The organism is Devosia faecipullorum (assembly GCF_015158295.1).
Taxonomy (GTDB): Bacteria; Pseudomonadota; Alphaproteobacteria; order Rhizobiales; family Devosiaceae; genus Devosia; species Devosia faecipullorum.
Window position 1 is genome coordinate 202,778 of the sequence record NZ_JACDXV010000002.1, and the last position, 24,074, is coordinate 226,851.

At 63.8% G+C, this 24,074-nt stretch carries 25 protein-coding genes; 11 read left to right on the forward strand and 14 right to left on the reverse strand.

Going from position 1 to position 24,074, the window contains the following annotated elements:
• Positions 1–5: 5 nt before the first annotated feature.
• The 3 genes from H0482_RS06840 to H0482_RS06850 all read right to left on the reverse strand — a co-directional run bounded on the left by H0482_RS06840 (position 6) and on the right by H0482_RS06850 (position 1,376).
• Complete coding sequence (locus H0482_RS06840; RefSeq protein ID WP_330998220.1) at positions 6–416, reverse strand: DUF1801 domain-containing protein; 411 nt, start codon at positions 414–416, stop codon at positions 6–8.
• Complete coding sequence (locus H0482_RS06845; RefSeq protein WP_193729307.1) at positions 413–736, reverse strand: ArsR/SmtB family transcription factor; 324 nt, start codon at positions 734–736, stop codon at positions 413–415. Before H0482_RS06845 ends, H0482_RS06840 begins: the two co-directional genes overlap by 4 nt.
• A gap of 61 nt (positions 737–797) precedes the next feature.
• The gene (locus H0482_RS06850) at positions 798–1,376 is read right to left on the reverse strand and encodes an NUDIX domain-containing protein (RefSeq protein ID WP_193729308.1); all 579 of its coding nucleotides are present in this window, start codon (positions 1,374–1,376) and stop codon (positions 798–800) included.
• A 402-nt stretch (positions 1,377–1,778) separates the two neighbouring features.
• Between H0482_RS06850 and sdhC the strand changes: the two genes are divergently transcribed.
• From sdhC to H0482_RS06875, 5 genes are all read left to right on the forward strand, one after another.
• The gene (gene sdhC / locus H0482_RS06855; RefSeq protein WP_193729309.1) at positions 1,779–2,165 is read left to right on the forward strand and encodes a succinate dehydrogenase, cytochrome b556 subunit; all 387 of its coding nucleotides are present in this window, start codon (positions 1,779–1,781) and stop codon (positions 2,163–2,165) included.
• 1 nt (position 2,166) lies between these two features.
• Entirely contained in the window at positions 2,167–2,550 is a 384-nt protein-coding gene (gene sdhD, locus H0482_RS06860; RefSeq protein WP_193729310.1) for a succinate dehydrogenase, hydrophobic membrane anchor protein, read from the forward strand.
• A gap of 5 nt (positions 2,551–2,555) precedes the next feature.
• The gene (gene sdhA / locus H0482_RS06865; protein ID WP_193729311.1) at positions 2,556–4,367 is read left to right on the forward strand and encodes a succinate dehydrogenase flavoprotein subunit; all 1,812 of its coding nucleotides are present in this window, start codon (positions 2,556–2,558) and stop codon (positions 4,365–4,367) included.
• Positions 4,367–4,651, forward strand: a complete 285-nt coding sequence (locus H0482_RS06870) for a hypothetical protein (RefSeq protein WP_193729312.1) — start codon at positions 4,367–4,369, stop codon at positions 4,649–4,651. Before sdhA ends, H0482_RS06870 begins: the two co-directional genes overlap by 1 nt.
• A gap of 104 nt (positions 4,652–4,755) precedes the next feature.
• A complete protein-coding gene (locus H0482_RS06875; RefSeq protein WP_193729313.1) occupies positions 4,756–5,541 on the forward strand; it encodes a succinate dehydrogenase iron-sulfur subunit in 786 nt (261 codons plus the stop codon).
• Positions 5,542–5,652: 111 nt separating this feature from the next.
• On the opposite strand, the gene H0482_RS06880 is transcribed toward H0482_RS06875, so the two are convergent.
• The 3 genes from H0482_RS06880 to H0482_RS06890 form a co-directional block, all read right to left on the reverse strand.
• Complete coding sequence (locus tag H0482_RS06880; RefSeq protein WP_193729314.1) at positions 5,653–6,948, reverse strand: hypothetical protein; 1,296 nt, start codon at positions 6,946–6,948, stop codon at positions 5,653–5,655.
• Between the two features lie 235 nt (positions 6,949–7,183).
• Positions 7,184–8,131, reverse strand: coding sequence for a DMT family transporter (locus H0482_RS06885; protein WP_193729315.1), 948 nt, complete (start codon positions 8,129–8,131; stop codon positions 7,184–7,186).
• Between the two features lie 83 nt (positions 8,132–8,214).
• Positions 8,215–9,144 carry a tyrosine recombinase XerC gene (locus tag H0482_RS06890; protein WP_193729316.1) on the reverse strand — a complete coding sequence of 310 codons (930 nt, stop codon included), beginning with the start codon at positions 9,142–9,144 and terminating at the stop codon, positions 8,215–8,217.
• A gap of 129 nt (positions 9,145–9,273) precedes the next feature.
• Here H0482_RS06890 and H0482_RS06895 point away from each other — a divergent pair, with 129 nt between their 5' ends.
• From H0482_RS06895 to H0482_RS06920, 6 genes are all read left to right on the forward strand, one after another.
• The gene (locus H0482_RS06895; RefSeq protein ID WP_193729317.1) at positions 9,274–11,442 is read left to right on the forward strand and encodes a primosomal protein N'; all 2,169 of its coding nucleotides are present in this window, start codon (positions 9,274–9,276) and stop codon (positions 11,440–11,442) included.
• A gap of 333 nt (positions 11,443–11,775) precedes the next feature.
• Positions 11,776–12,336 carry a F0F1 ATP synthase subunit delta gene (locus H0482_RS06900; RefSeq protein ID WP_193729318.1) on the forward strand — a complete coding sequence of 187 codons (561 nt, stop codon included), beginning with the start codon at positions 11,776–11,778 and terminating at the stop codon, positions 12,334–12,336.
• Positions 12,337–13,869 (forward strand): F0F1 ATP synthase subunit alpha, encoded by a 1,533-nt coding sequence (atpA, locus tag H0482_RS06905; protein ID WP_193729319.1) that lies wholly within the window; start codon positions 12,337–12,339, stop codon positions 13,867–13,869.
• A gap of 22 nt (positions 13,870–13,891) precedes the next feature.
• Positions 13,892–14,776, forward strand: coding sequence for a F0F1 ATP synthase subunit gamma (locus tag H0482_RS06910; RefSeq protein ID WP_193729320.1), 885 nt, complete (start codon positions 13,892–13,894; stop codon positions 14,774–14,776).
• Positions 14,777–14,797: 21 nt separating this feature from the next.
• Positions 14,798–16,237, forward strand: a complete 1,440-nt coding sequence (gene atpD, locus H0482_RS06915; protein WP_193729321.1) for a F0F1 ATP synthase subunit beta — start codon at positions 14,798–14,800, stop codon at positions 16,235–16,237.
• Between the two features lie 143 nt (positions 16,238–16,380).
• On the forward strand, positions 16,381–16,803 hold the full coding sequence (locus H0482_RS06920) for a F0F1 ATP synthase subunit epsilon (protein ID WP_193729322.1): 423 nt from the start codon (positions 16,381–16,383) through the stop codon (positions 16,801–16,803).
• A 93-nt stretch (positions 16,804–16,896) separates the two neighbouring features.
• On the opposite strand, the gene H0482_RS06925 is transcribed toward H0482_RS06920, so the two are convergent.
• The 8 genes from H0482_RS06925 to H0482_RS06960 form a co-directional block, all read right to left on the reverse strand.
• Positions 16,897–17,583 (reverse strand): aspartate/glutamate racemase family protein, encoded by a 687-nt coding sequence (locus H0482_RS06925; RefSeq protein WP_193729746.1) that lies wholly within the window; start codon positions 17,581–17,583, stop codon positions 16,897–16,899.
• Between the two features lie 7 nt (positions 17,584–17,590).
• Positions 17,591–18,127 (reverse strand): RNA pyrophosphohydrolase, encoded by a 537-nt coding sequence (locus H0482_RS06930; RefSeq protein ID WP_193729323.1) that lies wholly within the window; start codon positions 18,125–18,127, stop codon positions 17,591–17,593.
• Positions 18,128–18,137: 10 nt separating this feature from the next.
• Positions 18,138–19,271, reverse strand: coding sequence for a divergent polysaccharide deacetylase family protein (locus H0482_RS06935; protein ID WP_193729324.1), 1,134 nt, complete (start codon positions 19,269–19,271; stop codon positions 18,138–18,140).
• An 89-nt stretch (positions 19,272–19,360) separates the two neighbouring features.
• A complete protein-coding gene (locus H0482_RS06940; RefSeq protein ID WP_193729325.1) occupies positions 19,361–20,761 on the reverse strand; it encodes a S41 family peptidase in 1,401 nt (466 codons plus the stop codon).
• Between the two features lie 7 nt (positions 20,762–20,768).
• Entirely contained in the window at positions 20,769–22,163 is a 1,395-nt protein-coding gene (locus H0482_RS06945) for a murein hydrolase activator EnvC family protein (protein ID WP_193729326.1), read from the reverse strand.
• 181 nt (positions 22,164–22,344) lie between these two features.
• Positions 22,345–22,827, reverse strand: a complete 483-nt coding sequence (gene rlmH, locus H0482_RS06950; RefSeq protein ID WP_193729327.1) for a 23S rRNA (pseudouridine(1915)-N(3))-methyltransferase RlmH — start codon at positions 22,825–22,827, stop codon at positions 22,345–22,347.
• Positions 22,828–22,840: 13 nt separating this feature from the next.
• The gene (gene rsfS / locus H0482_RS06955) at positions 22,841–23,254 is read right to left on the reverse strand and encodes a ribosome silencing factor (RefSeq protein ID WP_210319104.1); all 414 of its coding nucleotides are present in this window, start codon (positions 23,252–23,254) and stop codon (positions 22,841–22,843) included.
• Positions 23,255–23,421: 167 nt separating this feature from the next.
• Positions 23,422–24,054, reverse strand: a complete 633-nt coding sequence (locus tag H0482_RS06960) for a nicotinate-nucleotide adenylyltransferase (RefSeq protein WP_193729328.1) — start codon at positions 24,052–24,054, stop codon at positions 23,422–23,424.
• Positions 24,055–24,074 lie beyond the last annotated feature (20 nt).

The window sequence follows — 24,074 nt, forward strand, 5'->3', positions numbered from 1 at the left end:
CTTCCTCACATTTTCTCGCCGGGCAACAGGCTGGCTTGCCTGACCCAATCGGCGAGACGGGTTTCGAACTCATCGCCCTCGCAGATATTGAGATGGCGTATGGCGGGATATTTGGACTTCCCCTCCGGCGCAGGGACCAGCGAGGCACCGGCAAAGAAGGTGATTTTGACATATTTGTCGAAGCAATGGACGTTGAGAAACCAGACGTCCTTCTCCATGCCGTAAAAGGGCGAGTTCCATTTCACCGCCTTTTCGACGCCGGGAATCTCGCGGGAAATGACGGCGTCGATCGTCTCGCCGATCCCGCGCTTCCAGCCGGGCATGGCGGCGATATAGGCGTCGATGGGGCCCTGGCCATAGCCCTTGGCGATCTGCGGATTGCCGCCCGAGAGCAAGGTGACGAATTTGTCGGTCACTGATCCATCCTCGTCAGCAAATGCTCGAGCGCGTCCATGCGCTTCTCCCAGAAGGCACTCATTTCGGCGCTCCAGTTCGTGAGCGGGGCGAGCGCGGCGGGAATGGCGCGGTAATGGGTCTGGCGGCCAGCGGGACGATCGGCAACGAGGCCCGCCTGTTTCAACACCCCCAGATGTTTGGAGACCACCGGCTGGGACACGCCCGCCCCGGCGGTGAGGGCAGCGACGGTGCGCTCGCCGTCCCGGCACAGGCGCTCGAAAATGGCGCGGCGCGTCGGGTCGGCCAGGGCGCGGAACAGGGGATCGGCTTGGGGCTGCATGGGACTTGATCCATAGCTGTTGAGCTATGGATTGATTTATAGCCATGGGGCTATGAATGAGTCAAGCGCGGCGCTGCGACAGGGCGAGGTGCTGGAGGAGGATGATGGTCTTGGCGTCGATGATCTGCCCGCTGCCGATCATTGCGAGGGCCTCGGCAAGGGGCAGTTCGACCAGCTCGATCTCCTCGCCCTCCTCGGCGACGCCGCCGCCGGAATGGCGCAATGTGGACTGGTCGTAATGGCCGACAAAGAGGCTGACCTTTTCGCTGAGGGAACCGGGACTGGCATAGCAATCGCAGACATGGGCGATGTTCCGGGGGGCGTGGCCGGTTTCCTCCAAAGCCTCGCGGGCGGCGGCGCTGGCCGGATCATCCCCATCCAACAGGCCGGCGCAGGCTTCGAGCAGGTCGGGGTCGTCGCCATTGAGCTGGGCCGGCAGGCGGAACTGGCGCACCAGCAGGACGGTCCGGCGCGTGGGATCAAAGAGCAGGATCGCGGCGGCATTGCCGTGATCGTAAATCTCGCGCTCGAGACGCTGGACCCGGCCGTCACGACGCCGATAATCGAGCGTGACATTGGTGAGCGTGCCCCAATTGCGCGCCAGGATCCGGGTGTCGATAATGGTGATGCGTTCGGTCATGGCGGCCTCCAGGTCCGGCCAGGAACCGGCTGGCCGGAGAGCGGGTTTGGGCTTCTCGAAGTGCTCTTAGCGCGCTCGGGGGCCATGGGATAGGTCGGACGCCGATCCGGCGTCCCGTTTCCGGTGCAATCGCGCAAGATCCGTTCGGCCCGAACAGATGGCGTGGCATGGGAAGGCCAGCTTCCGATGCGCCCCGAGGCGGCAAGCCGGGTGAGGAATGAGGAAATCCCACTCGCCCTCCGAACAGGCTGTGCGCCAAGCGAACAAAGTGCGGCTTGCGCCGAAAGTTGCATGTTCTTGCCTCTTAGGGGCTTTGATTTCGTAAGGATTGGGCGCTAGAAACTCGAACCATTCCAAACTGGACGGGTATTTTGCCCTGTCCGCCGCCCCCTGGATTGCCCCATGTCAGTCAGAGCCCGACCCACTTCCCCGCATTTGCAGATCTACCGCTGGACCATCACCATGGCCATGTCGATCATCCACCGCGCCACCGGCATCGCCAATTATGCCGGCATGGCGCTGTTCGTGATCTGGCTAGTGGCCGCCGCGATGGGTCAGGAGACCCTCAATGCGGTCAATTTCGTCTATGGCTCCTGGTTCGGGCAATTGGTGCTGTTCGGCTTCACCTGGAGCCTGGTGCATCACATGCTGGGCGGCCTGCGGCACTGGGTCTGGGATTTCACGGTGATGATGGAGCCGGGGCAGCGCGAGGCGCTGGCCTGGGCGACGATCATCGCATCGGTGATCATCACCTTGCTGATCTGGACAATTTTCGTGTGGGTGGCCTGAGATGAACGCGACCAAGAATCCTATCGCCGATCCGCGCGCCCGCTATGGCAATGGCCCGGCCTCGACGCGCCATTTCATCACCCAGCGCCTCAGCGGGCTGATCAATATCGCCTTTCTGGGCCTGTTGCTGTTTCTGGTGGTCCGGCTCGGCGGCCAGGATCGCGCCGACCTCGTCGGGGTGATCGGCAGTTTTTGGATCGGGTTGCCGCTCATGGTGCTCATCGCCATCGTGGCCATCCATATGCGCAATGGCATGCGCGACGTGCTGGAGGACTATGTCGGTGGCCGGATGTATCGGCTGACCATGGGGCTCAACAGCTTCTTCTGTCTTTGCGTCGCACTGGCCGGCATCGCCGCCGTCGGCAAAATCGTCTTCTGGGGTTAAGCGCCATGGCCAATTACGAACTGATCGACCACGAATTCGACGTGGTAGTGGTGGGCGCCGGCGGCGCGGGTCTGCGCGCGACCCTGGGCATGGCCGAGCAGGGCTTCAACACCGCCTGCATCACCAAGGTCTTTCCCACCCGCTCCCATACGGTGGCGGCGCAGGGCGGCATTGCCGCTTCCCTGCAGAATATGGGTCCCGACAGCTGGCAATGGCACATGTACGACACCGTCAAGGGGTCGGACTGGCTGGGCGACAACGACGCCATGGAATATCTGGCGCGCGAGGCCCCTGCGGCCATCTATGAGCTGGAGCATTACGGCGTGCCGTTCTCCCGCACCCAGGACGGCAAGATCTATCAGCGGCCCTTTGGCGGTCACATGACCGAGTTCGGCGATGGCCCGCCGGTGCAGCGCACCTGCGCCGCCGCCGACCGCACCGGCCACGCCATCCTGCACACGCTCTATGGCCAGTCGGTCAAGAACGATGCGCAATTCTTCATCGAATATTTCGCCCTCGACCTGATCATGGGCGAGAATGGCGAGTGCCAGGGCGTTATCGCCTGGAAGCTCGACGATGGTACGCTGCACCGTTTCCGCGCCAAGCTGGTGGTGCTGGCGACCGGCGGCTATGGCCGGTCCTATTTCTCGGCCACTTCGGCCCATACCTGTACCGGCGACGGCAATGGCATGGTGGCGCGGGCCGGATTGCCGCTCCAGGACATGGAATTCGTGCAATTCCATCCGACCGGCATTTATGGCGCCGGCGTGCTGATCACCGAGGGCGCGCGCGGCGAGGGCGGGTACCTGACCAATTCGGAAGGCGAGCGCTTCATGGAGCGCTATGCCCCCAATGCCAAGGACCTCGCCAGCCGCGACGTGGTCAGCCGCTGCATGACGCTGGAAATCCGCGAGGGGCGGGGCGTCGGTCCCAAGAAGGACCATATCTATCTGCACCTCGATCATCTCGATCCCAAAGTGCTGCATGAGCGCCTGCCGGGCATTACCGAAAGCGCCAAAATCTTCGCCGGTGTCGATTTGACCCGCGAGCCGATCCCGGTCCTGCCGACGGTGCACTACAATATGGGCGGCATTCCCGCCAATTATCACGGCGAAGTGCTGAACCCGACCGCCGACGATCCCAACCGCATCGTGCCCGGCCTGATGGCCGTGGGCGAAGCGGCCTGTGCCTCGGTGCATGGCGCCAACCGCCTGGGCTCGAACTCGCTGACCGACCTCGTGGTCTTCGGTCGCGCTGCGGCGCTGCGGGCCGGCAAGGTCGTCGACAAGAGCACGCCGGTGCCGGGCATCAACAAGGCGCAGGACGACAAGATCCTGGCGCGCTTCGATCGCCTCCGCAACGCCAATGGCAGCCAGCCGACTGCAAGATTGCGCGACGAGATGCAACACACCATGCAGGCCGATGCTGCCGTGTTCCGCACCGATGCCTCGCTCAAGCAGGGCGTCAAGGCGATGAGCGAGATCTATGCGCGTCTGCCGGACGTCAAGGTTTCGGACCGCTCGCTGATCTGGAATTCGGATCTGGTGGAAACGCTCGAACTGGAAAACCTCATGACCTCGGCCATCGCCACGGTGGTGAGCGCCGAGGCGCGGCACGAAAGCCGGGGCGCCCATGCGCATGAGGATTATCCCAATCGCGACGACGTGGAATGGCGCAAGCACACGCTGGCCCATGTGAACGTGGAAACCGGCGCGGTCACGCTCGGCTATAGGCCGGTGATCACCGAGCCGCTGACGCCGCAGGATCAGGGCGGCATCGATCTCAACAAGATCGCACCCAAGGCGAGGGTCTATTGATGAACAGGATCATTCTCTCACTGGCCCTGATGCTGGCCGCGGCGTCCGCCATGGCGGCGCCGAGTTCGGCGCAGAAGGACGAATTCTATTCGGTCTGCGTGGGTATTTCGCAAAATGCCGAACTCTGCCGCTGCAAGGCGGATGCGGCGATGACGCTGATCGATGAGCGCTTCATGGGTGTGGTGATCGCCTCGATGAAGGGCGGTTCGCCCGCAGCGGCCGATTATCAGGCCTACAATGCCTATGTCGCCAGATCGAACCAGATCTGCAAGCCGAATTACTAGGCGGCCCCAAGACCTCAAGATGGATCCCGGCCTGCGCCGGGATGACATCGGAGATGTGAAGACCTTTCGGACGACCCCAAGCGTCCCGCTAGAAGGAATGAAAAATGGCCGAACTGACGCTTCGCAAGGCCGACCAGCCGCAAAAGGGCAAGACCTGGCCCAAGCCGTCCGGGGCGACGCGCCTCCGCGAATTCCATATCTATCGCTATGATCCCGACAGCGCCGACAATCCGCGCATCGACACCTATTTTGTCGATCTCGACCATTGCGGGCCGATGATCCTGGATGCGCTGCTCTATATCAAGAACAATACCGATCCGACGCTGACCCTGCGCCGCTCCTGCCGCGAGGGCATTTGCGGCTCGTGCTCGATGAATATCAATGGGCTCAATACCCTCGCCTGCACCAAGGGCATGGACGATTCATCGGGCCCCATCAAGATCTATCCGCTGCCGCATATGCCGGTGGTCAAGGATCTGGTGCCCGACCTCACCAATTTCTACGCCCAGCACCGCGCCATCGAGCCCTGGCTCAAGACCACGTCGCCGACGCCGGAAAAGGAATGGACGCAATCGGTGGAGAACCGGGCCAAGCTGGACGGGCTCTATGAGTGCATCCTGTGCGCCTGCTGCTCGACCTCCTGCCCGTCCTATTGGTGGAATGGCGAGAAATATCTCGGCCCGGCGGCGCTGTTGCAGGCCTATCGCTGGCTGATCGACAGCCGCGACGAGACCACCAATGAACGCCTCGACAATCTCGAAGACCCGTTCAAGCTCTATCGCTGCCACACGATCATGAATTGCTCGCAGGCCTGCCCCAAGGGGCTGAACCCGGCCAAGGCCATCGCGCAGATCAAGAAGATGATGGTGGAGCGCAAGGTCGCGGCCTGAGCCGAATTAGGCCGTCAAGGCCGCTCCTCTGCGGAGCGGTCTGGGGATGCTGAAGACAAAAAACGGCGGGTTCGAGCCCGCCGTTTTCGTATTTCAATGCCCTTTATGGGCTCAGCTTTCCCCGTCGCGCAGCGTGATCGTGCCGGCTTCGAAGGCGGCACTGCAATCGTCAGCGTCGGCCTGCCGGTCGCTTTCGAGCAGCGTATAATCGGCGCCCGGCCCTTCAAAGCGCGGGTCGTCGCATTGATTGTCGCGGGCATAGGGCGAGGAATTGTCGCCAAAATCGATGTCCGAGCCGTCATAAGGCGCGCCCAGGACATAATCGGGCTGATAGACCGGGCGGATCGAAACGTCCCCCTCTTCCTCGAGCGCGCGGCAATCGCTGGCGTCGGCGGCAATGTCTTCGCGGTCGAGCTTCTTTGCCATGCCGGGACCGGTAAAGCGCATATCGTCGCATTGCCCGTCATTGGACCAGCGGGAGCTGTCATCGCCGTAGTTGAAGCCGCCTGCCACGCCGTTCAGCGTGCGCAATGTTATGGTTCCGGCGATGAAGGCAGAGCGGCAATCGCTGGCGTCGCCCAGGCGATTGGCGTCATAGGGGTCGGAATAGGCGCCGGGTCCGACGAAATCGGGGTCATCGCATTGACCGTCATGGGGCCATTCACCGCTATCGTCGCCGAAATCGATGCGATTGGCGAGAATTGCCATGCTGGCCAGGGCGGCGGAGGCATTGGCGGGAACGTCGTCATCGGCCAATATGATGGAACCGTCCTCGAAGGCATTGCGGCAATCGCTGGCGTCGCGCAGGCGATTGTCGTCGCTGAGGCTGCCTGCCATGCCGGTACCGACAAAGCGGGGGTCGTCGCATTCCTGGTCGTTCGCCCATTCGGAGCTGTCATCGCCGAAATCAAGCCCGGCGCTCTGCTCGCCATCCGTTGCCAGCGTGATCGCGCCATCCTCGAAGGCGGCGCGGCAATCGCTGGCATCGCGGGCGATATCGATGTCTTCCAGCTCGATGGCCATGCCCGACCCGGCGAAACGGGGGTCGTCGCATTCGCCATCATTGGCCCATTCACCGCTGTCGTCGCCGAAATCGATCTCCGTGGCTTCCGGCTCACGGCCCGCTTCAGGCGCGGCGGCGGATGTCGCGGCGAGCGCAATGCGGCCAGCTTCGAAAGCGGCGCGGCAATCGCTGGCGTCCCGGCCAAGATCGATGTCTTCCAGCTCGACCGCCATGCCTGCGCCCTCAAAGCGGGGGTCGTCGCATTCCCCGTCATTGGCCCATTCGGAGCTGTCGTCGCCGAAGTCGATTTCGGCATTGGCCTGGGCCAGGGCGGGAACGGAAAGGCCGGACAGCAAAGCCAAAGCCAGGACTGCGCCGCCCAGACGCCTGTTCTTGATGTGCATGGATCATCCCTCCTGATTGACGCGAGCATGCCCGTTCCCGAGGCGACTACCAAGTCCCGTTCGGCGCCGCTATCGGTTTCCGGCATTGCCGGTACGGCCCATTAATGGCGGCAAGGAGGCATGCCTGCCTGTTCTGCCATGCCTACCGGTTTGGCTCCAGATGTTTCGTGATCCAGCTCCTTGCTTCGTCGCGATTGCGAACCGCAAAGCGGTTTCCACTTTTGCCGGAAAGGCTTTAGCCGGCGCTGGCCCGGCCCCGGCTCTCGATCCGTGCAAAGAGCCAGGACCCGAAGAGGACGAGGGTGGTGCCGATGGCGTGGAAGAGGGTGAAGTCCTCGCCCAGAATGAGCACCGCCAGCACGATGGTGATGATGGGGCCGAACGAGGCGGTGGCGGAGGTGGCGCGCGCCCCGATCCGGGTGATGCCGGCATTGAGCAGGAAGGAGGGCAGGACGGTGCCGAAAATGCCCAGCATCAGGCCGAGGAACCAGATATAGGGGGTGAATTGGGCATAGGTGGCGGGACCATCGACCACAAGGCTCTGGCAGATCGCCAGGAAAGCGGCGGTGGACATGCCGATACAGGTGAACAGGCCCGAACCGATGATCAGCATCTGGACGCGGGCGAGATGCTGGTAAAAGGCAAAAGTCAGCGCCGAGCCGAGGACCAGGATTGTGCCGAGCAGCAAGCCGTCGGGCTGCACCGCCAGGTTCCAGGCGAAGATGACCATCAGCCCGCCATAGCTGATGAGCATGGGCGCCAGCAATTTCCAGTTCATCCTGTCGCCGAAGAACCAGACGCCGAACAGCAGCACGAAAAATGGATAGGTGAACAGGACCAGCCGCTCATATTGCGCGGAGACGAAGGCGAGGCCGGCGAAATCGAGATAGCTGGAAATGTAATAGCCCAATATGCCCACCGCCATGGAGGCGAGGACGCGGCGTGGCGTCAGCAAGGACCGCAGCGCCGGATTGCGGCGCAACAGGCTCACCAGAATGATGAGATAGACCGGCAGCGCCACCAGCATGCGCAGCGCCAGGGTCGCCTCGGTCGAGACGCCCTGGGCAAAGGCGAGCTTGATGAAAATGCCCTTGGTGGAGAAAAGGGCCGCCCCGCCAATGGCGAAGCCATAGCCGACCATGTCGATGGCGGGCGGATGGGACTGGATGTTCGGGGCGGTCATGGCTGTCTTCTGTTTCGCGCCAGCAATAAAGGCTCCGGCCATGGGCTCAAAGGCCAAAGCGGGCAAATGCGTCCAGCGGCAAATTATCCGCGCGGATGAGCCTTGGCATAGCTGTCGAGGAGGCGCTCGGTATCGACGGCGGTATAGATCTGGGTGGTGGAGAGGCTGGCATGGCCGAGCAATTCCTGGATGGAGCGCAGATCGCCGCCCTTGCCCAAAAGATGGGTGGCGAAGGAATGGCGCAGGGCATGGGGCGTGGCGGAGGGCGGCAGGCCAAGGGCCGAACGCAGCGCCTCCATGCGCTTCTGGATGAGGCGCGGCGACAATACGCCGCCGCGCAGGCCGCGAAACAGCGGCTCCTCGGGCCAGAGCTTGAAGGGAACGAGGCCGAGATAGGTGTCGATGGCCTGGCGCACCGGGGCGATGAGCGGCACGATACGCACCCTGCCGCCCTTGCCGGTGACGCGCAAAATATCGGCTTCTAGATCGGTACGGGTGACGGCAAGGGCTTCAGAAATGCGCAGGCCGGCGCCATAGCAGAGGGAGAGGACCGCCATGTCGCGGGCGGCGATCCAGGGCCGTTCTTCCATGGCGTCTGTGGCCACTATGGCGTCTTTGGCCTCGGATATGGTCAGCGCCTTGGGCAGGGCGCGCGGAATTTTGGGGGTGCGGATGACATTGAGCGCCTCGCTGGTCAGCGTGCCCTCGCGCTCGAGAAAGCCGAAAAAACTCTTGAGCGCCGACAATATCCGGGCCAGCGAGCGCGAGCCCAGGCTTTCGCTGCGCCGCTGCGCCATGAAGGCGCGAATATCGGCGCCGCGCAATTCCCGCAAGGATTGCAGCCCGACCGTGCCGCCCATATGGCCGGCAAGAAAGCTCATGAACTGGCCGAGGTCGCGGCCATAGGCTTCGAGCGTCTTGGGGGCGAGGCGTTTCACCGCGCCCAGATCGCGCAGCCAGGCGGAAATGCGTTCGCGCACGAAGTCGTCGGTGGCAAAGGCGCTGTCGGTCATGAGGCCAGTCTGATCCTTGCGGGTAAAGCCGCTGTTAAGCGGCGCGCCTTGCGCACAGTTTCGCGCGTGGGAGTAGCCGAATCGCGGCGCTTTCCTATCTAAAGGCAAAAGAGAACGGAACGCGCACAAATGTTCGACGCCGGTGACATCGTGGCAGTGATGGTGGGGGTGGCCGTGGACGGCCCCTATTCCTATCGCGTGCCCGAGGGCATGGCGGTCGAGCGCGGCTCGATCGTCGCGGTGCCGCTGGGGCCGCGGCTGGTTCTGGGGGTGGTCTGGGGCGCGCCCAGGGATAACATCGCCCATAACAGGCTGCGCGATCTGTCCCTGGCCTATGACGTGCCGGCTTTGTCGGAAGAATTGCTCAAACTGGTGGAATGGGTGGCGCGCTATACTTTGGCGGCGCCGGGCCAGGTATTGCGCGGCGTCTTGCGTTCGCCCGAGGCGCTGGACGCCCCCAAGCCGGTCATCGCCTATCGACGCACAGGGCATGAGCCGGAAAAGCTTACCTCGGCGCGGCTGCGGGTGCTCGACTGCCTGATGGACGACATGGCCTGGCCGAGGCCGGCGCTGATCGGGGCGGCGGGCGTCTCGGTCTCGGTGATCGAGGGGCTGGAGCGGGCCGGGGCGGTGGAAAAGCTGCAGACCCCGCCCCCGCCCGTCGTGTTGCCGCCCGATCCCGATGACCGGCCGGCGCAGCTCAATGCGGAGCAGCAGCAGGCGCTGGACCGCATCCTGGCGCTGGATGTCGGTGCTTTCGGCGTCGCCCTGCTCGATGGCGTCACCGGGGGCGGCAAGACCGAAGTGTTCTTCGAAGCGGTGGCCGATACGCTGCGGGCCGGGCGGCAGGCGCTGATCCTCTTGCCCGAAATCGCCCTCACCAACACGTTCATCGACCGCTTCACCAAAAGATTTGGGGCGCGGCCGGCCGAATGGCATTCCGACATGACCCCTGCCCAACGGGCCAAGGTGTGGCGCGGGGTGCTGGACGGCTCGGTGCGGGCCTTGGTGGGCGCGCGCTCGGCCCTTTTCCTGCCCTTTCGCGAACTGGGCCTGCTCGTGCTCGATGAGGAGCATGACGGGGCCTATAAGCAGTCGGAGGGTTTCACCTATCACGCTCGTGACATGGCCATCGTGCGCGCCAATCTCGCCGGGGCGCGGGTGATCCTCTCGTCGGCCACACCCTCGGTCGAATCGCGCAACAACGCCAATAGCGGACGCTATGCGCATGTGCGGCTCGAAAGCCGCTTCGCGGCGGCGGCGCTGCCGGATGTGACCGCCATCGACATGCGCGTGGATGGGCCTGAAAAGGGCGAATGGATCGCTCCGGCGCTGGCGCGCGAAGTGTTTGCGGCGCTGGACCGGGGCGAGCAGGCCCTGCTGTTCCTCAATCGTCGGGGCTATGCGCCGCTGACGCTCTGCCGCGCCTGCGGGCACCAATATCAATGCCCCGATTGCTCGGCCTGGATGGTGGAGCATCGCTTTCGTGGCGTGCTCATGTGCCATCATTGCGGGCATGAAATGCGCACGCCTTCAATATGCCGCGAATGCGGGGAAGCCGACAGCCTGGTCGCGGTGGGGCCGGGAATCGAGCGGGTGGCCGAGGAGGCGGCGATCCGTTTTCCCGAGGCGCGGCGGGTGCTGCTTTCCACCGATATGGGCAGTCATGGCCAATTGCGCGAACGCTTCGCCGAAATCGAACGCGGCGAATATGACCTCATCATCGGCACGCAATTGGTCTCCAAAGGCCATCATTTCGAAAAACTGTCGGTGGTGGGCGTGCTCGACGCCGATCTGGGCCTCGCCCATGGCGATCCGCGTGCTGCCGAAAAGACCTTCCAGATCCTGACCCAGGTGGCGGGGCGGGCGGGGCGGGCCAGTCGGCACGGCAAGGCGTTCCTCCAGACCTATCATCCTGACCATCCGGTGCTGAAGGCCATGGTCAGCGGCGACCGCGAGGCGTTCTACGCACAGGAATTGCTGGCGCGCGAAGCCGGGGGCATGCCGCCATTCGGGCGGCTGGCGGCGCTGATCGTCTCGGCTGACAGCCAGCAGGCGGCCATGACCTATTCGCGGCACCTGCTCTCGGTGGCGCCGATGGCGGAGGGCGTGCGGCTCTATGGACCCGCCGATGCGCCGGTGGCGATGATCCGGGGGCGGCACCGGGTGCGGCTCCTGGCGCAATCGGGCAAGGATTTCGATCTCTCGGGTTATGTGCGGTTCTGGCTGGGCGGCGCGGAAAAGCCCAAGGGCGATCTCAAGGTGCAGATCGATATCGATCCGATGAGTTTCATGTAGCAGGGGGCGGCGCAGGCGGAATCCATGGCTTGAATGATCCTAAATGGATGGGCCGGTTCATGCCATTCGCGCGTCGCGCTCATGGCCTCCCCGCCTTAAATCATGCCACCGGCATGAATTGCCCCGCATGGGTGGCGGGGAGTGCGACAAATTCGCCGCATTTGAATCACGTTGCCAAGCCTTGCAAGCCCGACTTTGCATGTGTTAGAGACGCCCGACTTTTGAGGGGTCCGGCTCGAACCCCGTTTCCGAGCACGTCCAAGCGTTACAAACCCGCCCAGGCTTTGGCGACAAAGCCAGAGAGGGCCGGACAATACAAAGGGTGAAGCGGCATTGGCAGCGCAGAATTCAGTGCTTACCCAGATCGCACGGCCATATGCGTCGGCGCTGTTCGACCTCGCCAAGAGCGAGAACCAGCTGGCCCAGGTGGAAACCGGCCTGTCTGACATTTCGCGGCTGATCGGGGAAAGCGAGGATTTCTCGCGCTATCTCCGCTCCCCCGTCATTCCCGGCGACGTCAAGGCTTCGGCGCTCGATGCCCTTCTGGGCAAGGCCAAGGTCAATCCGCTGGTCGGCAATTTCCTGCGCATCGTGGCGCGCAACGGGCGCCTCTTCGCGCTCGACCAGATCATTGTCAGCTTCCGTGCGCTGGCCGCCGCCGCCCGCGGCGAGACCAATGCCGATGTGACCTCGGCGGCCCCGCTGACCGATGCACAGGCCAAGGCCCTGGCCGAGACGCTCAAGCAGAAGCTGGGCAAGACCGTCACGCTCAATCAATTCGTCGATCCCTCGCTGATCGGTGGCCTTCAGGTGAAGGTCGGCAGCCAGATGATCGATTCTTCGCTCAAGACAAAACTCGCCGCGATGAAAATCGCCATGAAAGAGGTCGGATAAATGGACATCAAAGCCGCTGAAATCTCTGCGATCCTCAAGGACCAGATCAAGAATTTCGGTCAGGAAGCCCAGGTTTCCGAAGTCGGTCAGGTGCTGTCCGTCGGTGACGGTATCGCCCGCGTCTATGGCCTCGACAATGTGCAGGCCGGCGAGCTCGTCGAATTCCCCGGCGGCATCAAGGGCATGGCTCTCAATCTCGAATCCGACAATGTCGGCGTCGTGATCTTCGGCAATGACCGCTCCATCAAGGAAGGCGACGTCGTCAAGCGCACCGGCGCCATCGTGGACACCCCGGTCGGTCCGGGCCTGCTCGGCCGCGTGGTCGATGGTCTGGGCAATCCGATCGACGGCAAGGGCCCGATCGAGCACACCGAACGCCGCCGCGTCGACGTCAAGGCGCCGGGCATTTTGCCGCGCAAGTCGGTGCACGAGCCCATGTCCACCGGCCTCAAGGCCATCGACGCGCTGATCCCGATCGGCCGTGGCCAGCGCGAACTGGTCATCGGCGACCGCCAGACCGGCAAGACCGCCATCATTCTGGACACGTTCCTCAACCAGAAGCCGGCCCATGATGCCGGCAATGAAGGCGACAAGCTCTATTGCATCTATGTGGCTGTCGGCCAGAAGCGCTCGACCGTCGCCCAGTTCGTCAAGCAGCTCGAAGAATCGGGCGCGCTGCCCTATTCCATCGTCATCGCCGCCACCGCTTCGGATCCGGCGCCGCTCCAGTATATCGCGCCGTTCACCGGCTGCGCCATCGGCGAGTGGTTCCGCGACAATTCCAAGCATGCCGTGATCGCCTATGACGACTTGACCAAGCAGGCCGTCGCCTATCGCCAGATGAGCCTGTTGCTGCGCCGTCCGCCGGGCCGCGAAGCCTATCCGGGCGACGTGTTCTATCTCCATTCCCGCCTGCTCGAGCGCGCCGCCAAGATGAACGAAGACCACGGTCTTGGTTCGCTCACTGCGCTGCCGGTCATCGAAACCCAGGCCAACGACGTGTCGGCCTATATTCCAACCAACGTGATCTCGATCACCGACGGCCAGATCTTCCTCGAGACCAATCTGTTCTTCCAGGGTATCCGCCCGGCGGTGAACGTGGGTCTCAGCGTGTCGCGCGTGGGCGGTTCGGCCCAGGTCAAGGCGATGAAGCAGGTTGCCGGCTCGCTCAAGGGCGAATTGTCGCAATATCGCGAAATGGCCGCCTTCGCCCAGTTCGGTTCCGACCTCGACGCCGCCACCCAGCGTCTGCTCAATCGCGGTGCGCGCCTGACCGAGCTGCTCAAGCAGCCCCAGTTCAGCCCGCTCAAGACCGAAGAACAGGTCGCGGTGATCTTTGCCGGCGGCCAGGGCTATCTGGACAGCGTTGCGGTCAACAAGGTGCAGGATTTCGAAAAGCACCTATTGAGCAATCTGCGCTCCAAGCATGCCGACCTGCTCTCGACCATCGCCACCGAAAAGGCCTTGAGCGACGATACCCGCGCCAAGCTGAAATCGGCTCTGGACGAGATCAAGAAGACCTACGCGGCTTAAAGCCTGAAGGAGACGACAGGCCATGCCGTCGCTAAAGGATCTTAAGAACCGGATCGACTCGGTCAAATCGACCCAGAAGATCACCAAGGCCATGCAGATGGTGGCGGCGGCAAAGCTGCGCCGTGCCCAGGAAGCAGCCGAAGCGGCCCGCCCCTATGCCGAGCGCATGGGCAAGGTGCTGGCTGCGCTTGGCGCCGTCTATGAAGGACAGGAAAATGCTCCGGTCCTTCTGGGCGGCACCGGCAAGGACCAGGTGCATCTGCTGGTGGTTGCCACCGGCGAGCGCGGCCTGGCCGGCGGTTTCAATTCCTCCATCGCCCGTCTCGCCCGCGATCACGCCACCAAGCTGATCCGCGAAGGCAAGACCGTCAAGATTTTGACCGTGGGCCGCAAGGGCCACGACATCCTGCGCCGGCAATATCCGGAGCTGATCATCGACACCTTCAATTTCCGCGAGGTCAAGCAGGTCGGCTTCACCCAGGCCAGCCAGGTCGCGGACAAGGTGCTGTCGCTGTTCGCCGCCGGTGAATTCGACGTCGCCACCCTGTTCTTCGCCAAGTTCGGCAGCGTGATCAGCCAGGTGCCCACGGCCCAGCAGATCATTCCGGCCAAGCTGGAAAAGAGCGAGGGCGAAGGTCAGGCCAGCGCCGCCGCGCCCTATGAGTACGAGCCGAGCGAAGAAGCCATCGTCGAAGATCTGCTGCCGCGCAATATCAGCGTGCAGATCCTCAGGGCCCTGCTCGAAAACTCCGCCTCGTTCTATGGCGCCCAGATGTCGGCAATGGACAATGCGACGCGCAATGCGGGCGAAATGATCAACAAGCTGCAGCTGAGCTTCAACCGCCAGCGCCAGGCCCAGATCACCAAAGAACTCATCGAAATCATCTCGGGCGCCGAGGCGCTCTAAATCATCAGCGAGGACGAACAAATGGCAGACAAAAAGGCCGGTCGCGTTTCGCAGGTCATCGGCGCCGTCGTTGACGTCGTTTTCGACGATCACCTGCCCGCCATCCTGAACGCGCTTGAGACCACCAATAATGGCCAGCGTCTGGTGCTGGAAGTGGCGCAGCATCTGGGCGAAAACGCCGTGCGCACCATTGCCATGGACACGACCGAAGGTCTGGTGCGCGGCGCTGAAGTCAGCGATACCGGCGCCGCCATCTCGGTGCCGGTGGGCGATGTGACCCTGGGGCGCATCATGAACGTCATCGGCGAGCCGATCGACGAAGCCGGCCCGATCGGGGAAACCGCGCGCCGCGAAATCCACCAGGACGCGCCCAGCTTTGTCGAGCAGAACCCGGAAAGCCAGGTTCTGGTCACCGGCATCAAGGTCGTTGACCTGATCGCGCCCTATGCACGCGGCGGCAAGATCGGCCTGTTCGGCGGCGCCGGCGTGGGCAAGACGGTTCTGATCCAGGAGCTGATCAACAACGTCGCCAAGGCCCATGGTGGCTATTCGGTGTTCGCCGGCGTCGGCGAGCGCACCCGTGAAGGCAACGACCTTTATCACGAAATGATCGAATCGGGCGTGAACAAGGACCCGCACGAGAACAATGGCTCGGCTGCCGGTTCCAAGTGCGCCCTGGTGTTCGGCCAGATGAACGAACCCCCGGGGGCCCGTGCCCGCGTGGCGCTGACCGGCCTCACCGTCGCCGAGAACTTCCGCGACCAGGGCCAGGACGTGCTGTTCTTCGTGGACAACATCTTCCGCTTTACCCAGGCCGGCGCCGAAATGTCGGCTCTGCTGGGCCGTATCCCGTCCGCCGTGGGTTACCAGCCGACGCTGGCCACTGACATGGGCGCGATGCAGGAACGCATCACCACCACCACCAAGGGCTCGATCACCTCGGTGCAGGCCGTTTACGTGCCCGCCGACGACTTGACCGACCCGGCCCCGGCCACTTCCTTCGCGCACCTTGACGCGACGACCGTGCTCAACCGCGCGATCTCGGAAAAGGGCATCTATCCGGCTGTGGACCCGCTGGCCTCCAACTCGCGCATTCTCGATCCGCAGGTCGTGGGTCTGGATCACTACCAGGTGGCCCGCGACGTGCAGGCAATCCTGCAGAAGTACAAGGCGCTGCAGGACATCATCGCCATCCTGGGCATGGATGAATTGTCCGAAGAGGACAAGCTGACCGTGGCCCGCGCCCGCAAGATCGAGCGCTTCATGAGCCAGCCCTTCGACGTGGCCGAAGTGTTCACCGGCTCGCCCGGCGTGTTCGTGCAGCTCGATGATACGATCAAGGGCTTCAAGGGCCTCGTCAACGGCGATTATGACCATCTGCCGGAAGCCGCCTTCTACATGGTCGGCACCATCGAAGACGCCGTCGCCAAGGCGCAGAAGCTGGCCGCACAGGCTGCCTGATTTTGGACCGGGCCGCTGCGGCGGCCCGCCCTCTCGCTATGGGGCCCGAATGACAATTCGGGCCTTTTTGGAATATGCAAGCCGCGCGGCCGAACCGCGAAAGTGACGCCACTTTCGCCGGCCACGCTCTAGAGGACCAAACAATGGCTGAAGGCCTCAGAATAGAGATCGTGTCGCCCGAGCGGCTGGTGCTGTCGGAAGTGGTGCAGTCGGTGACCGTGCCGGGCAGCGAAGGCTATTTCACCGTGATGAACGACCATGCGCCGTTCATGACCACGATGCGGCCGGGCTTCATCACCGTGTCCAAGGACAATGGCAGCGACGTCTATTTCGTCAAGGGCGGCTTTGCCGACGTCTCGCCGGAAGGCCTGACGATCCTGGCCGAGCAATCGGTGCCCTTCGCCGAATTCGACCATGCCGACCTGCAGGCGCAGATCAAGGCGGCGGAAGAGGAACTGAACCGGGCCGGTTCGCCCGAGGACAAGTCCTATGCGCAGGAGGTCGTTTCCGGCCTGCTCAACCTCGCCATCGAAGCCCAGCATATCGGCGGCGCCCATATCCATTGACGGGAGCCATCCCGCACGTGAAGCGATCAAAGCCGCTCCCTTTGGGGGCGGCTTTTTTGTTGGCAAAGCGGCATATCCGACCCGGGATTGGCGTCAGGCGAGAGCTGCGCCGACCAGAGCGCGGGCATGCAGATCGGTGGTGTCGTAGCAGGGCAGGGGGCTGATGCCATCATCGATCAGCATGCCGATTTCGGTACAGCCCAGAATGATGGCCTGAGCGCCGCGGGCGGCCAGGCGTTCGATGGCGGCAATATAGATACGGCGGGAATCGTCGCGCACGATGCCCTTGCACAATTGTTCGTAGATGATGCCATTGAGATTGGTGCGGTCGACTTCGGGGACCAGCACGTCAAGGCCCCGCACCGCGAGGCGGTCCTTGTAGAAATCCATTTCCATGGTGAAACGGGTGCCCAGAAGCCCGATCGTGTCATAGCCATCGGCGAGCAGTGCATCGGCGGTCGGGTCGGCAATGTGGATGAAGGGCACGTCGAGCCCCTTGGTGACGCTATCGGCGACCACATGCATGGTATTGGTGGCGAGGCCGAGAATTTGCGCGCCGACCTGCTGCAGACCGAGAGCGGCAGCGTTGAGTTCGGCGCCAGCCCGGTCCCATTCGCCCGCCGCCTGCATGGCGGCGATGGGGGCAAAATCGAGAGAATGCACGATCAGCGGCGCGGAATGGAGGCCACCGCGCCGGGCCGAGGTCTCCTCATTGATGATGCGGTAATAATGGGCGGTGGATTGCCAGCTCATGCCGCCGATAAGGCCTATGGTCTGCATCGCATCCCTAGACATGGGTGAAGCGCCGGGGGATGTCGGCAAAGGCGGCGACGACCTTTTCATAGGCCGGACGCTTGAAGGGCACGATCAGCGCCGGGGTATGGCTCAACCTTTCCCAGCGCCAGGCATCGAATTCGGCCCCGAAGCGACCACCGGCCGGGGCGAGGACGTTGATTTCCGGTTCCGCGCCGGTAAAGGCAAAGGCAAACCAGCGCTGTCGCTGCCCGCGATATTTGCCCTTGAGGGCGATGCCGAGGGCGTCGTCGGGCAGGTCGTAGTAAATCCATTCGGGCGCTTCAGCCAGAAGGCTCACCGAGGTGATATTGGTCTCTTCATGCAATTCGCGCAGCGCAGCGCGCAGCGGATCCTCGCCCTTGTCGATGCCGCCCTGTGGCATTTGCCAGGGCGCCTGCAATTCGGATGCATTTTCCCAGTTCACGCCGGACTTGCGGCGGCCGACAAAGACCTGTCCTGTCGCATTGAACAGGGCAATGCCGACGCAATCGCGATAGGGCATGGCTTCGCGCTCGGGCGCTTTGGTCATGGTCAAAACTCTATTTCATCAGGGCGCTGGCGGGCACCAGGGCGATGCCCTTGGCGTCTAGCTCAAGGGCCCAATCCGATATGGCCTGCACCGATATGGGCAGGGCACTGACAATACCGATGGCGCTGCCCGAAGCCAGTGCCCTCTCTTCAAGGCTGGCAAGCGCTGCAAGAATGTCTGAACGGGCGGGATTGGCGTCCACCATCAGGCTGGCGCGGGCAAAGGGCACATTATTGGTGCCGGCCAATTGTGCGGCGACCGAGCGGTTGGAACTGCCATCGTCGACATAGCCGAGGCCACGGGCACCGAATTCCTCCAGCACCGGCGCCATGTCCGCCGCCGAGGCGGTGAAGCGCGCGCCCATATTGTTGATCACCCCGAAATAGCCGCCGAAACGGGCCATCAGCCAGAACAGCTTTTCGAGATTTGCGCGGGGCGCTTCGCCGGTGAGGATGGTATGCGGACCCGGGTCGTTCTGCGGATAGTCGAAGGGCTCCATGGGGATTTCGAGCATGACTTCATGGCCGGCGGCGCGGGCGGCGGCGACGGAATTGCCCAGCGAGCGACCATAGGGGGCGAAAGCCAGAGTCGCATCCTTGGGCAGGGCGTCGATGGCATCGAGCGAGCCCTGTTCATTGATCCCGAGCCCGGTGACGATGATGGCGATGCGCGGGCCGCTATCGGCACCGGACGGCGCGGCGCGGCGATAGGCCATGAACGGGGTGAGGCCGGCATTGGACATGCGCGGGATCGGCCCATTGGCGGTCTCCTCGCTCAAATCCGGCAGGGCGCCGAAATGGGCTGAATTCTGCGCCGAAAAGCCGCCAGCGGCGGGTGGCGGCGCGATGGAAGAGACGGGACTGGTTCCGGCGGGGAATTGTTCGGAGTCGGCGGTAATCGTCGCCGGGCGGCTGGCGACGTCATTGGCGACGACATTGCCGTCGCGCGTCGAGGTGATGGCGGCATCGAGGCTGGGCCGCCCGCCTTCGGGGGCGTCCACCAAAACGATGCGCAGCACCGCCCCGCCGATGATGAGCGCAATGACGGCAAAGAGCAGCCGCGCCAGGGGGAAGTGAAACGGCCCCGATCTGTCTCTGATCCGTCGCTTGCGGCCGGTCAGAGGCGTGGAAAGGTCATTGGGCATAGAGGTCGTGCTCGTGCCTGTCTGGGCGTTTTGCCGAGGGCCTTTTCGGGTCCACGGCGCTGCGTGTCTTGGGCTTGTGAAGCCCCGATCTAGTCCGCCTTGGGCGGAAAGGCGGGATTGGTCTCCTCGCCATTGAGCAGGCGGATGGCATATTGCAATTGCGCATCCTCTTCCTTGTCCACCGGCACGTAGACCGATGAGCCAACGGTGGATTCCTCCTGCCCTTCAATAGTGATGTGACCGTCGAGGCCTGCTTCGCCGATGATCTCGTCGCGGCCCTGGAATTCCTCGGGGACGACCTGCTTGATCTCGATGTCGGGGGTGATTCCCAAAGCCTGAATCGAGCGGTTGTCAGGGGTGTAATAGCGCGCCGTAGTCAGGCGCATGGCCCCGTCCGGCCCCAGTGAAATGATCGACTGGACCGAGCCCTTGCCGAACGATCTCGTGCCCACCAGCGTCGCCCGCTTGTGGTCCTGCAAGGCGCCGGCGACGATTTCGGAAGCCGAGGCCGAGCCGCCATTGATCAGCACGATCATGGGAATATCGGCCAGCTTTTCGTCCAGCTCGTCGGGCATGGCGTCGTAGCGGGCGTTTTCGCTCTCGGTGCGGCCACGGGTCAAAACGACCGCGCCGCGATTGAGGAAAGCATCGGCGACATAGACCGATTGGTCCACGAGGCCTCCCGGATTGTTGCGCAGGTCAAGAATGATACCCTTGGGCGGCACGTCTTCGCGCTGGGCATAGATGGCGTCGATGGCCTGTTCGATGCCGACGAAAGCCTGCTCGGAGAAGCGGGAGAGGCGCAGAACGGCGATGTCGCCTTCCATGGACCAGCGGGCGGCGCGCATCGAGATAATGCCACGGGTCAGTTCGAATTCGAGCGGATCGGCCACGCCTTCGCGGATGATGGTGATGGTGACCTTGGTACCAACCGGGCCGCGCATCCTGTCCACGGCTTCGTCCTGGGTCATGCCCTGGACCTGAGCGCCATCGATCTCGACGATCAGGTCATTGGCCAGGATGCCGGCACGGGCGGCAGGGGTGTCATCGATGGGCGAGACCACCTTGATGACCTGGTCTTCCATGATGATCTCGACGCCCAGGCCACCGAACTGGCCCGAAATGTCCTCGCGCGTCTCGTTGTAATCGGTGGGCGGCAGATAGCCCGAATGGGGGTCGAGCGAGGTCAGCATGCCCTGGATGGCGGCGCGGATCAGTTCCTTTTCATCGGGCGGATCGACATATTCGGCGCGGATGCGGTCGAAGATTTCCCCGAACAGGTTGAGATCGGAATAAATCTCAAGCGGATCGCGAGGCGCGGCGGCCTTCTCGGCTGCCGTCGGTTCCGCCGGCTCTTCGGCGGGGGCCGGGGGCAATTCCTGCGGCGCTTCCTCGATGGGCGCGGAGGGCTGGTCCTGGGCGATCAGCACGGAGGCCGGCACCAGCAGGGCCGCGAGGATGGCGGCGGCGCCAAGTGTGGGGAAACGCATGGATGGATTATCCCGTCTGTTCGTTGTCTGCCCACCACCCGGCCGGGTCGAAGGGCTCGTTGTTCCGTCGAAATTCAATATAAAGCGTTGGCTGGGCGTTACCAGCGCTGGTGGTCACGGTCCGTCCAATTGTGCGTGATCCCATCTGGCCCAGCGGCTCGCCCATCTGCACGAACTGGCCGATCTCGGCGCTGATGGTGTCCAGCCCCGCCAGCAGCGCCGTATAGCCATTGCCGGCATTGAGAATGACGATCTGGCCATAATTGAGGTAAGGCCCCTTATAGAGCACCCAGCCATCGGCGGGGGCCAGAACCTGGGCCTCGATGGGGGTGAGGAGCGACTGGCCCTGGGCGATGCCGCCCTTGCCGTCATTGGCGCCGAAACCCATGGCCATCGCGCCATTGGCGGGCCGGGCGAGATAGCCGCGGGTCAGCGCGAAAGGCACGGCCGGCTGGGTGCGGGCGGCATTGGCGAAGGCCAAGTGAATGGCTTCGGGCGAGAGCTGGGGCAGGTCGGCGTCTATATCGGCCGGGGCGGCGGTGGCGCCGGCAGCGGCTCGCTCGGATAGGGCGCCGATCAGTTCGCGCAATGTGCTGGCGCGCTCGGCCAGCTCCACGGCTTCGGCCTCCTCCGCCGCCAGTTCGGCGCTCATCCGCGTGACGCCCTGCTTGCGGGCGGCGATCAGCGTGGCGATGCGAAGTTGTTCTTCTTCAAGGACTTCATGATTGGCCTTGAGCGTTGCTTCCTCGGCGAGAGCGGCAGTTTTGATCTCGGTCAGGGCCGCAAGATCGGCGGCGACCTGGTCGGCGCGTTCGCGCAATTGCGGGACAATTGCGGCGATCAGCATGGCGCCGCGGGCCGAGCCCAAAGCGTCGTCGGGATCGACGATCAGCGCCGGGGGCGGATTGAGCGAGATGCGCTGCAAGGCCGCGAGAACATTGGCGATTTCGGCATCGGCGCCATCGAGACGGCCGCGGATGGCAAATTCGCGGACGATGAGGTCGGACAAGCGTTCCTCGACATCGGCCACTTCGATTTCGGCCAGGGTGACGCGCTGGGCGGCGGCAATCAGGGCGGCGTTCTGCTGGGCGGTGTCGCCTTCCATGGCGGCGATTTCGGACTTGAGCGCCTCGATGCGGTCGCGGCTGAGGGTGAGGGAGGCCTCGACCTGATCGAGGTCGGCGGCACTTGCCTGGGCGGTTTCGGCGCCGGGCTCAGCGGCAATTTCTTCTATCTGTTCAGCCTCTTGGGGGGTATCGAGCGAGAGGCCGGGCCGCAAGTCGGTCTCGACCATGGCGGGGGGCGCGGCTTCGTCCTGGGCAAGGCTCGACGGGCCGGCGAGCCCCCAGGCCAGGAGGCAGGCCAGCATAATTCTGGTCACGCTTGCCGACGGCAAGGGCATGGTCTCTCCCCGAATCAGTGGCTGCACATTAGCAAACCGGCGGCAAAGAGCCGGTTAACATTGCTTAACCATAGCCCGTCCCCGATTGGCGAAAATGTGTCCGCGATCAGCGGCCGATTGCCGTCTCAATCGCATTGGTGAGCGCATTGCCAACATCTGGCGCGCGGATGTGCGAAAACGCCTATTCGCCGCGATGATAGGGGTGGCCGGAGAGGATGGTGGTCGCCCGGTAGAGCTGTTCGGCGAGCATGATGCGAACCAATTGGTGCGGCCAGACCATGGGCGAAAAGCTGACCACCAGATCGGCCTGGCCGACCAGTTCGGGGTCGATGCCATCGGCGCCGCCGATGACGAAACCGACCGAGGAACGCCCCTCGTCGCGCCAGCGGCCGAGCTGGGTGGCGAAAGCCTCGGAGGACAGGGACCGACCTCTTTCGTCGAGAGCAACGACGATGCCCTCGGACAGGGCGGCGCGAATGGCTTTGGCTTCCTCGGCCTTGCGGGAAGCAGCGGAACCGGCGCGGCTTTCGGACAGTTCGGAAACCTGAAAGCCGGTGAGGGCCAGCGGCTTGCCCGCGCCGGCGGCACGTTCGAGATAACGGGCCACAAGCTCGCGCTCGGGCCCGTTCTTCATCCGGCCGACAGCCGCAAGGGCAATGCGCATGGGCGCTGCCGCGTCAGTGCTGGTCAGCCGAGAAGTCGGCCTGCCACATCTTTTCGATATTGTAGAATTCGCGCACTTCGGGCCGGAAGATATGGACGATGACGTCGCCGGCATCGACCAGAACCCAATCGGCATGCGGCAGCCCTTCGACGCGCGGCTTGCCATAGCCGTTGTCGCGCAGCGCCGTGATGAGCTGGTCGGCGACGGCGGCGACATGGCGATGCGAGCGGCCGGAGGTGACCACCATGTGATCGGCCAGCGAGGACTTGCCGGCAATATCCACCGACACGGTTTCCTCGGCCTTGGCATCATCGAGAACATCGAGAATGAGGTCGATCAGCGGCTTCTGGGCGGCGCCGGAGGCGGCGGGGGAAGCGGAGAGAGAGTTTTCGGGCAGCGCGGCCATCATAAATAGCCTTCCGCCCATGCGCGTGCATGGGTCATGCGTAGGTCAAGCATCCTTGGTTGTTGATCGGAATGTTGCGGCGTCGTGAAAACGGCAAGCCGTCTGTTCCTGTTCCGGTGACAATGATCACACTTGCAGCCAATATGCGCTTTCGGGGGGGATTTCGCAAGATCGGCGCGGGAAAAGGCTTAATTCCTCGCCGCTCCCGCCCTGATGGCGGTGGAGGAGAGCGCCGATTGGCGGCCCTGGAGAAAAATCCAGGCGGGCGGGCGGGCGGCAGCGAGGAGCGGGCCGGCGCTCTCGTCGAGCCGGGCGTGACCGAGCACGGATGCGGCGCGCGAGGCCAGGGCGCGGCGGCCGGCGCCGGGGCGGACATAGACGGCGATGGGCACTTTGGCGGCAATGTCGCGCCAGCGTTCCCAGCGATGGAAATCGGCGAGGCTGTCGGCGCCCATGATCCAGACAAAGCGCCGTCCTGGCAGGGTGGAAGTAAGGAAGTCGACGGTCTGCCAGGTATAGGCAAAGCCCCTGGCGGCCTCGAAGCCGGTGACGCGGATGCGCGGATCCCTGATGGCGTTCCGCGCGGCGCGAACCCGGGTTTCGAGCGGCGGCAGGCCGGCATTGTCCTTGAGCGGATTGCCTGGGGTGACCAGAACCCAGAGCGCGTCGAGCGCCAGACGCCGCAGGGTTTCCTCCATGACGAGGATATGACCCGCATGGAGAGGATTGAAGGAGCCGCCAAACAGCCCGATGCGCATGCCTGTCGCCGAGGGCGGGATTTCGGTGATGCCGGGGATGCGGAGCGGCGGGCGCAGGGTCATGGGTGCAAAGTCATGGGTGC

Bases quoted from the DNA above. Each gene is read 5' to 3' on its own strand.
- H0482_RS06845 (WP_193729307.1), bottom strand. From the start codon at position 736: ATGCAGCCCCAAGCCGATCCCCTGTTCCGCGCCCTGGCCGACCCGACG.
- H0482_RS06850 (WP_193729308.1), bottom strand. From the start codon at position 1,376: ATGACCGAACGCATCACCATTATCGACACCCGGATCCTGGCGCGCAAT.
- sdhC (WP_193729309.1), top strand. From the start codon at position 1,779: ATGTCAGTCAGAGCCCGACCCACTTCCCCGCATTTGCAGATCTACCGC.
- sdhD (WP_193729310.1), top strand. From the start codon at position 2,167: ATGAACGCGACCAAGAATCCTATCGCCGATCCGCGCGCCCGCTATGGC.
- sdhA (WP_193729311.1), top strand. From the start codon at position 2,556: ATGGCCAATTACGAACTGATCGACCACGAATTCGACGTGGTAGTGGTG.
- H0482_RS06870 (WP_193729312.1), top strand. From the start codon at position 4,367: ATGAACAGGATCATTCTCTCACTGGCCCTGATGCTGGCCGCGGCGTCC.
- H0482_RS06875 (WP_193729313.1), top strand. From the start codon at position 4,756: ATGGCCGAACTGACGCTTCGCAAGGCCGACCAGCCGCAAAAGGGCAAG.
- H0482_RS06880 (WP_193729314.1), bottom strand. From the start codon at position 6,948: ATGCACATCAAGAACAGGCGTCTGGGCGGCGCAGTCCTGGCTTTGGCT.
- H0482_RS06885 (WP_193729315.1), bottom strand. From the start codon at position 8,131: ATGACCGCCCCGAACATCCAGTCCCATCCGCCCGCCATCGACATGGTC.
- H0482_RS06890 (WP_193729316.1), bottom strand. From the start codon at position 9,144: ATGACCGACAGCGCCTTTGCCACCGACGACTTCGTGCGCGAACGCATT.
- H0482_RS06895 (WP_193729317.1), top strand. From the start codon at position 9,274: ATGTTCGACGCCGGTGACATCGTGGCAGTGATGGTGGGGGTGGCCGTG.
- atpA (WP_193729319.1), top strand. From the start codon at position 12,337: ATGGACATCAAAGCCGCTGAAATCTCTGCGATCCTCAAGGACCAGATC.
- H0482_RS06910 (WP_193729320.1), top strand. From the start codon at position 13,892: ATGCCGTCGCTAAAGGATCTTAAGAACCGGATCGACTCGGTCAAATCG.
- atpD (WP_193729321.1), top strand. From the start codon at position 14,798: ATGGCAGACAAAAAGGCCGGTCGCGTTTCGCAGGTCATCGGCGCCGTC.
- H0482_RS06920 (WP_193729322.1), top strand. From the start codon at position 16,381: ATGGCTGAAGGCCTCAGAATAGAGATCGTGTCGCCCGAGCGGCTGGTG.
- H0482_RS06925 (WP_193729746.1), bottom strand. From the start codon at position 17,583: ATGCAGACCATAGGCCTTATCGGCGGCATGAGCTGGCAATCCACCGCC.
- H0482_RS06930 (WP_193729323.1), bottom strand. From the start codon at position 18,127: ATGACCAAAGCGCCCGAGCGCGAAGCCATGCCCTATCGCGATTGCGTC.
- H0482_RS06935 (WP_193729324.1), bottom strand. From the start codon at position 19,271: ATGCCCAATGACCTTTCCACGCCTCTGACCGGCCGCAAGCGACGGATC.
- H0482_RS06940 (WP_193729325.1), bottom strand. From the start codon at position 20,761: ATGCGTTTCCCCACACTTGGCGCCGCCGCCATCCTCGCGGCCCTGCTG.
- H0482_RS06945 (WP_193729326.1), bottom strand. From the start codon at position 22,163: ATGCCCTTGCCGTCGGCAAGCGTGACCAGAATTATGCTGGCCTGCCTC.
- rlmH (WP_193729327.1), bottom strand. From the start codon at position 22,827: ATGCGCATTGCCCTTGCGGCTGTCGGCCGGATGAAGAACGGGCCCGAG.
- rsfS (WP_210319104.1), bottom strand. From the start codon at position 23,254: ATGGGCGGAAGGCTATTTATGATGGCCGCGCTGCCCGAAAACTCTCTC.
- H0482_RS06960 (WP_193729328.1), bottom strand. From the start codon at position 24,054: ATGACCCTGCGCCCGCCGCTCCGCATCCCCGGCATCACCGAAATCCCG.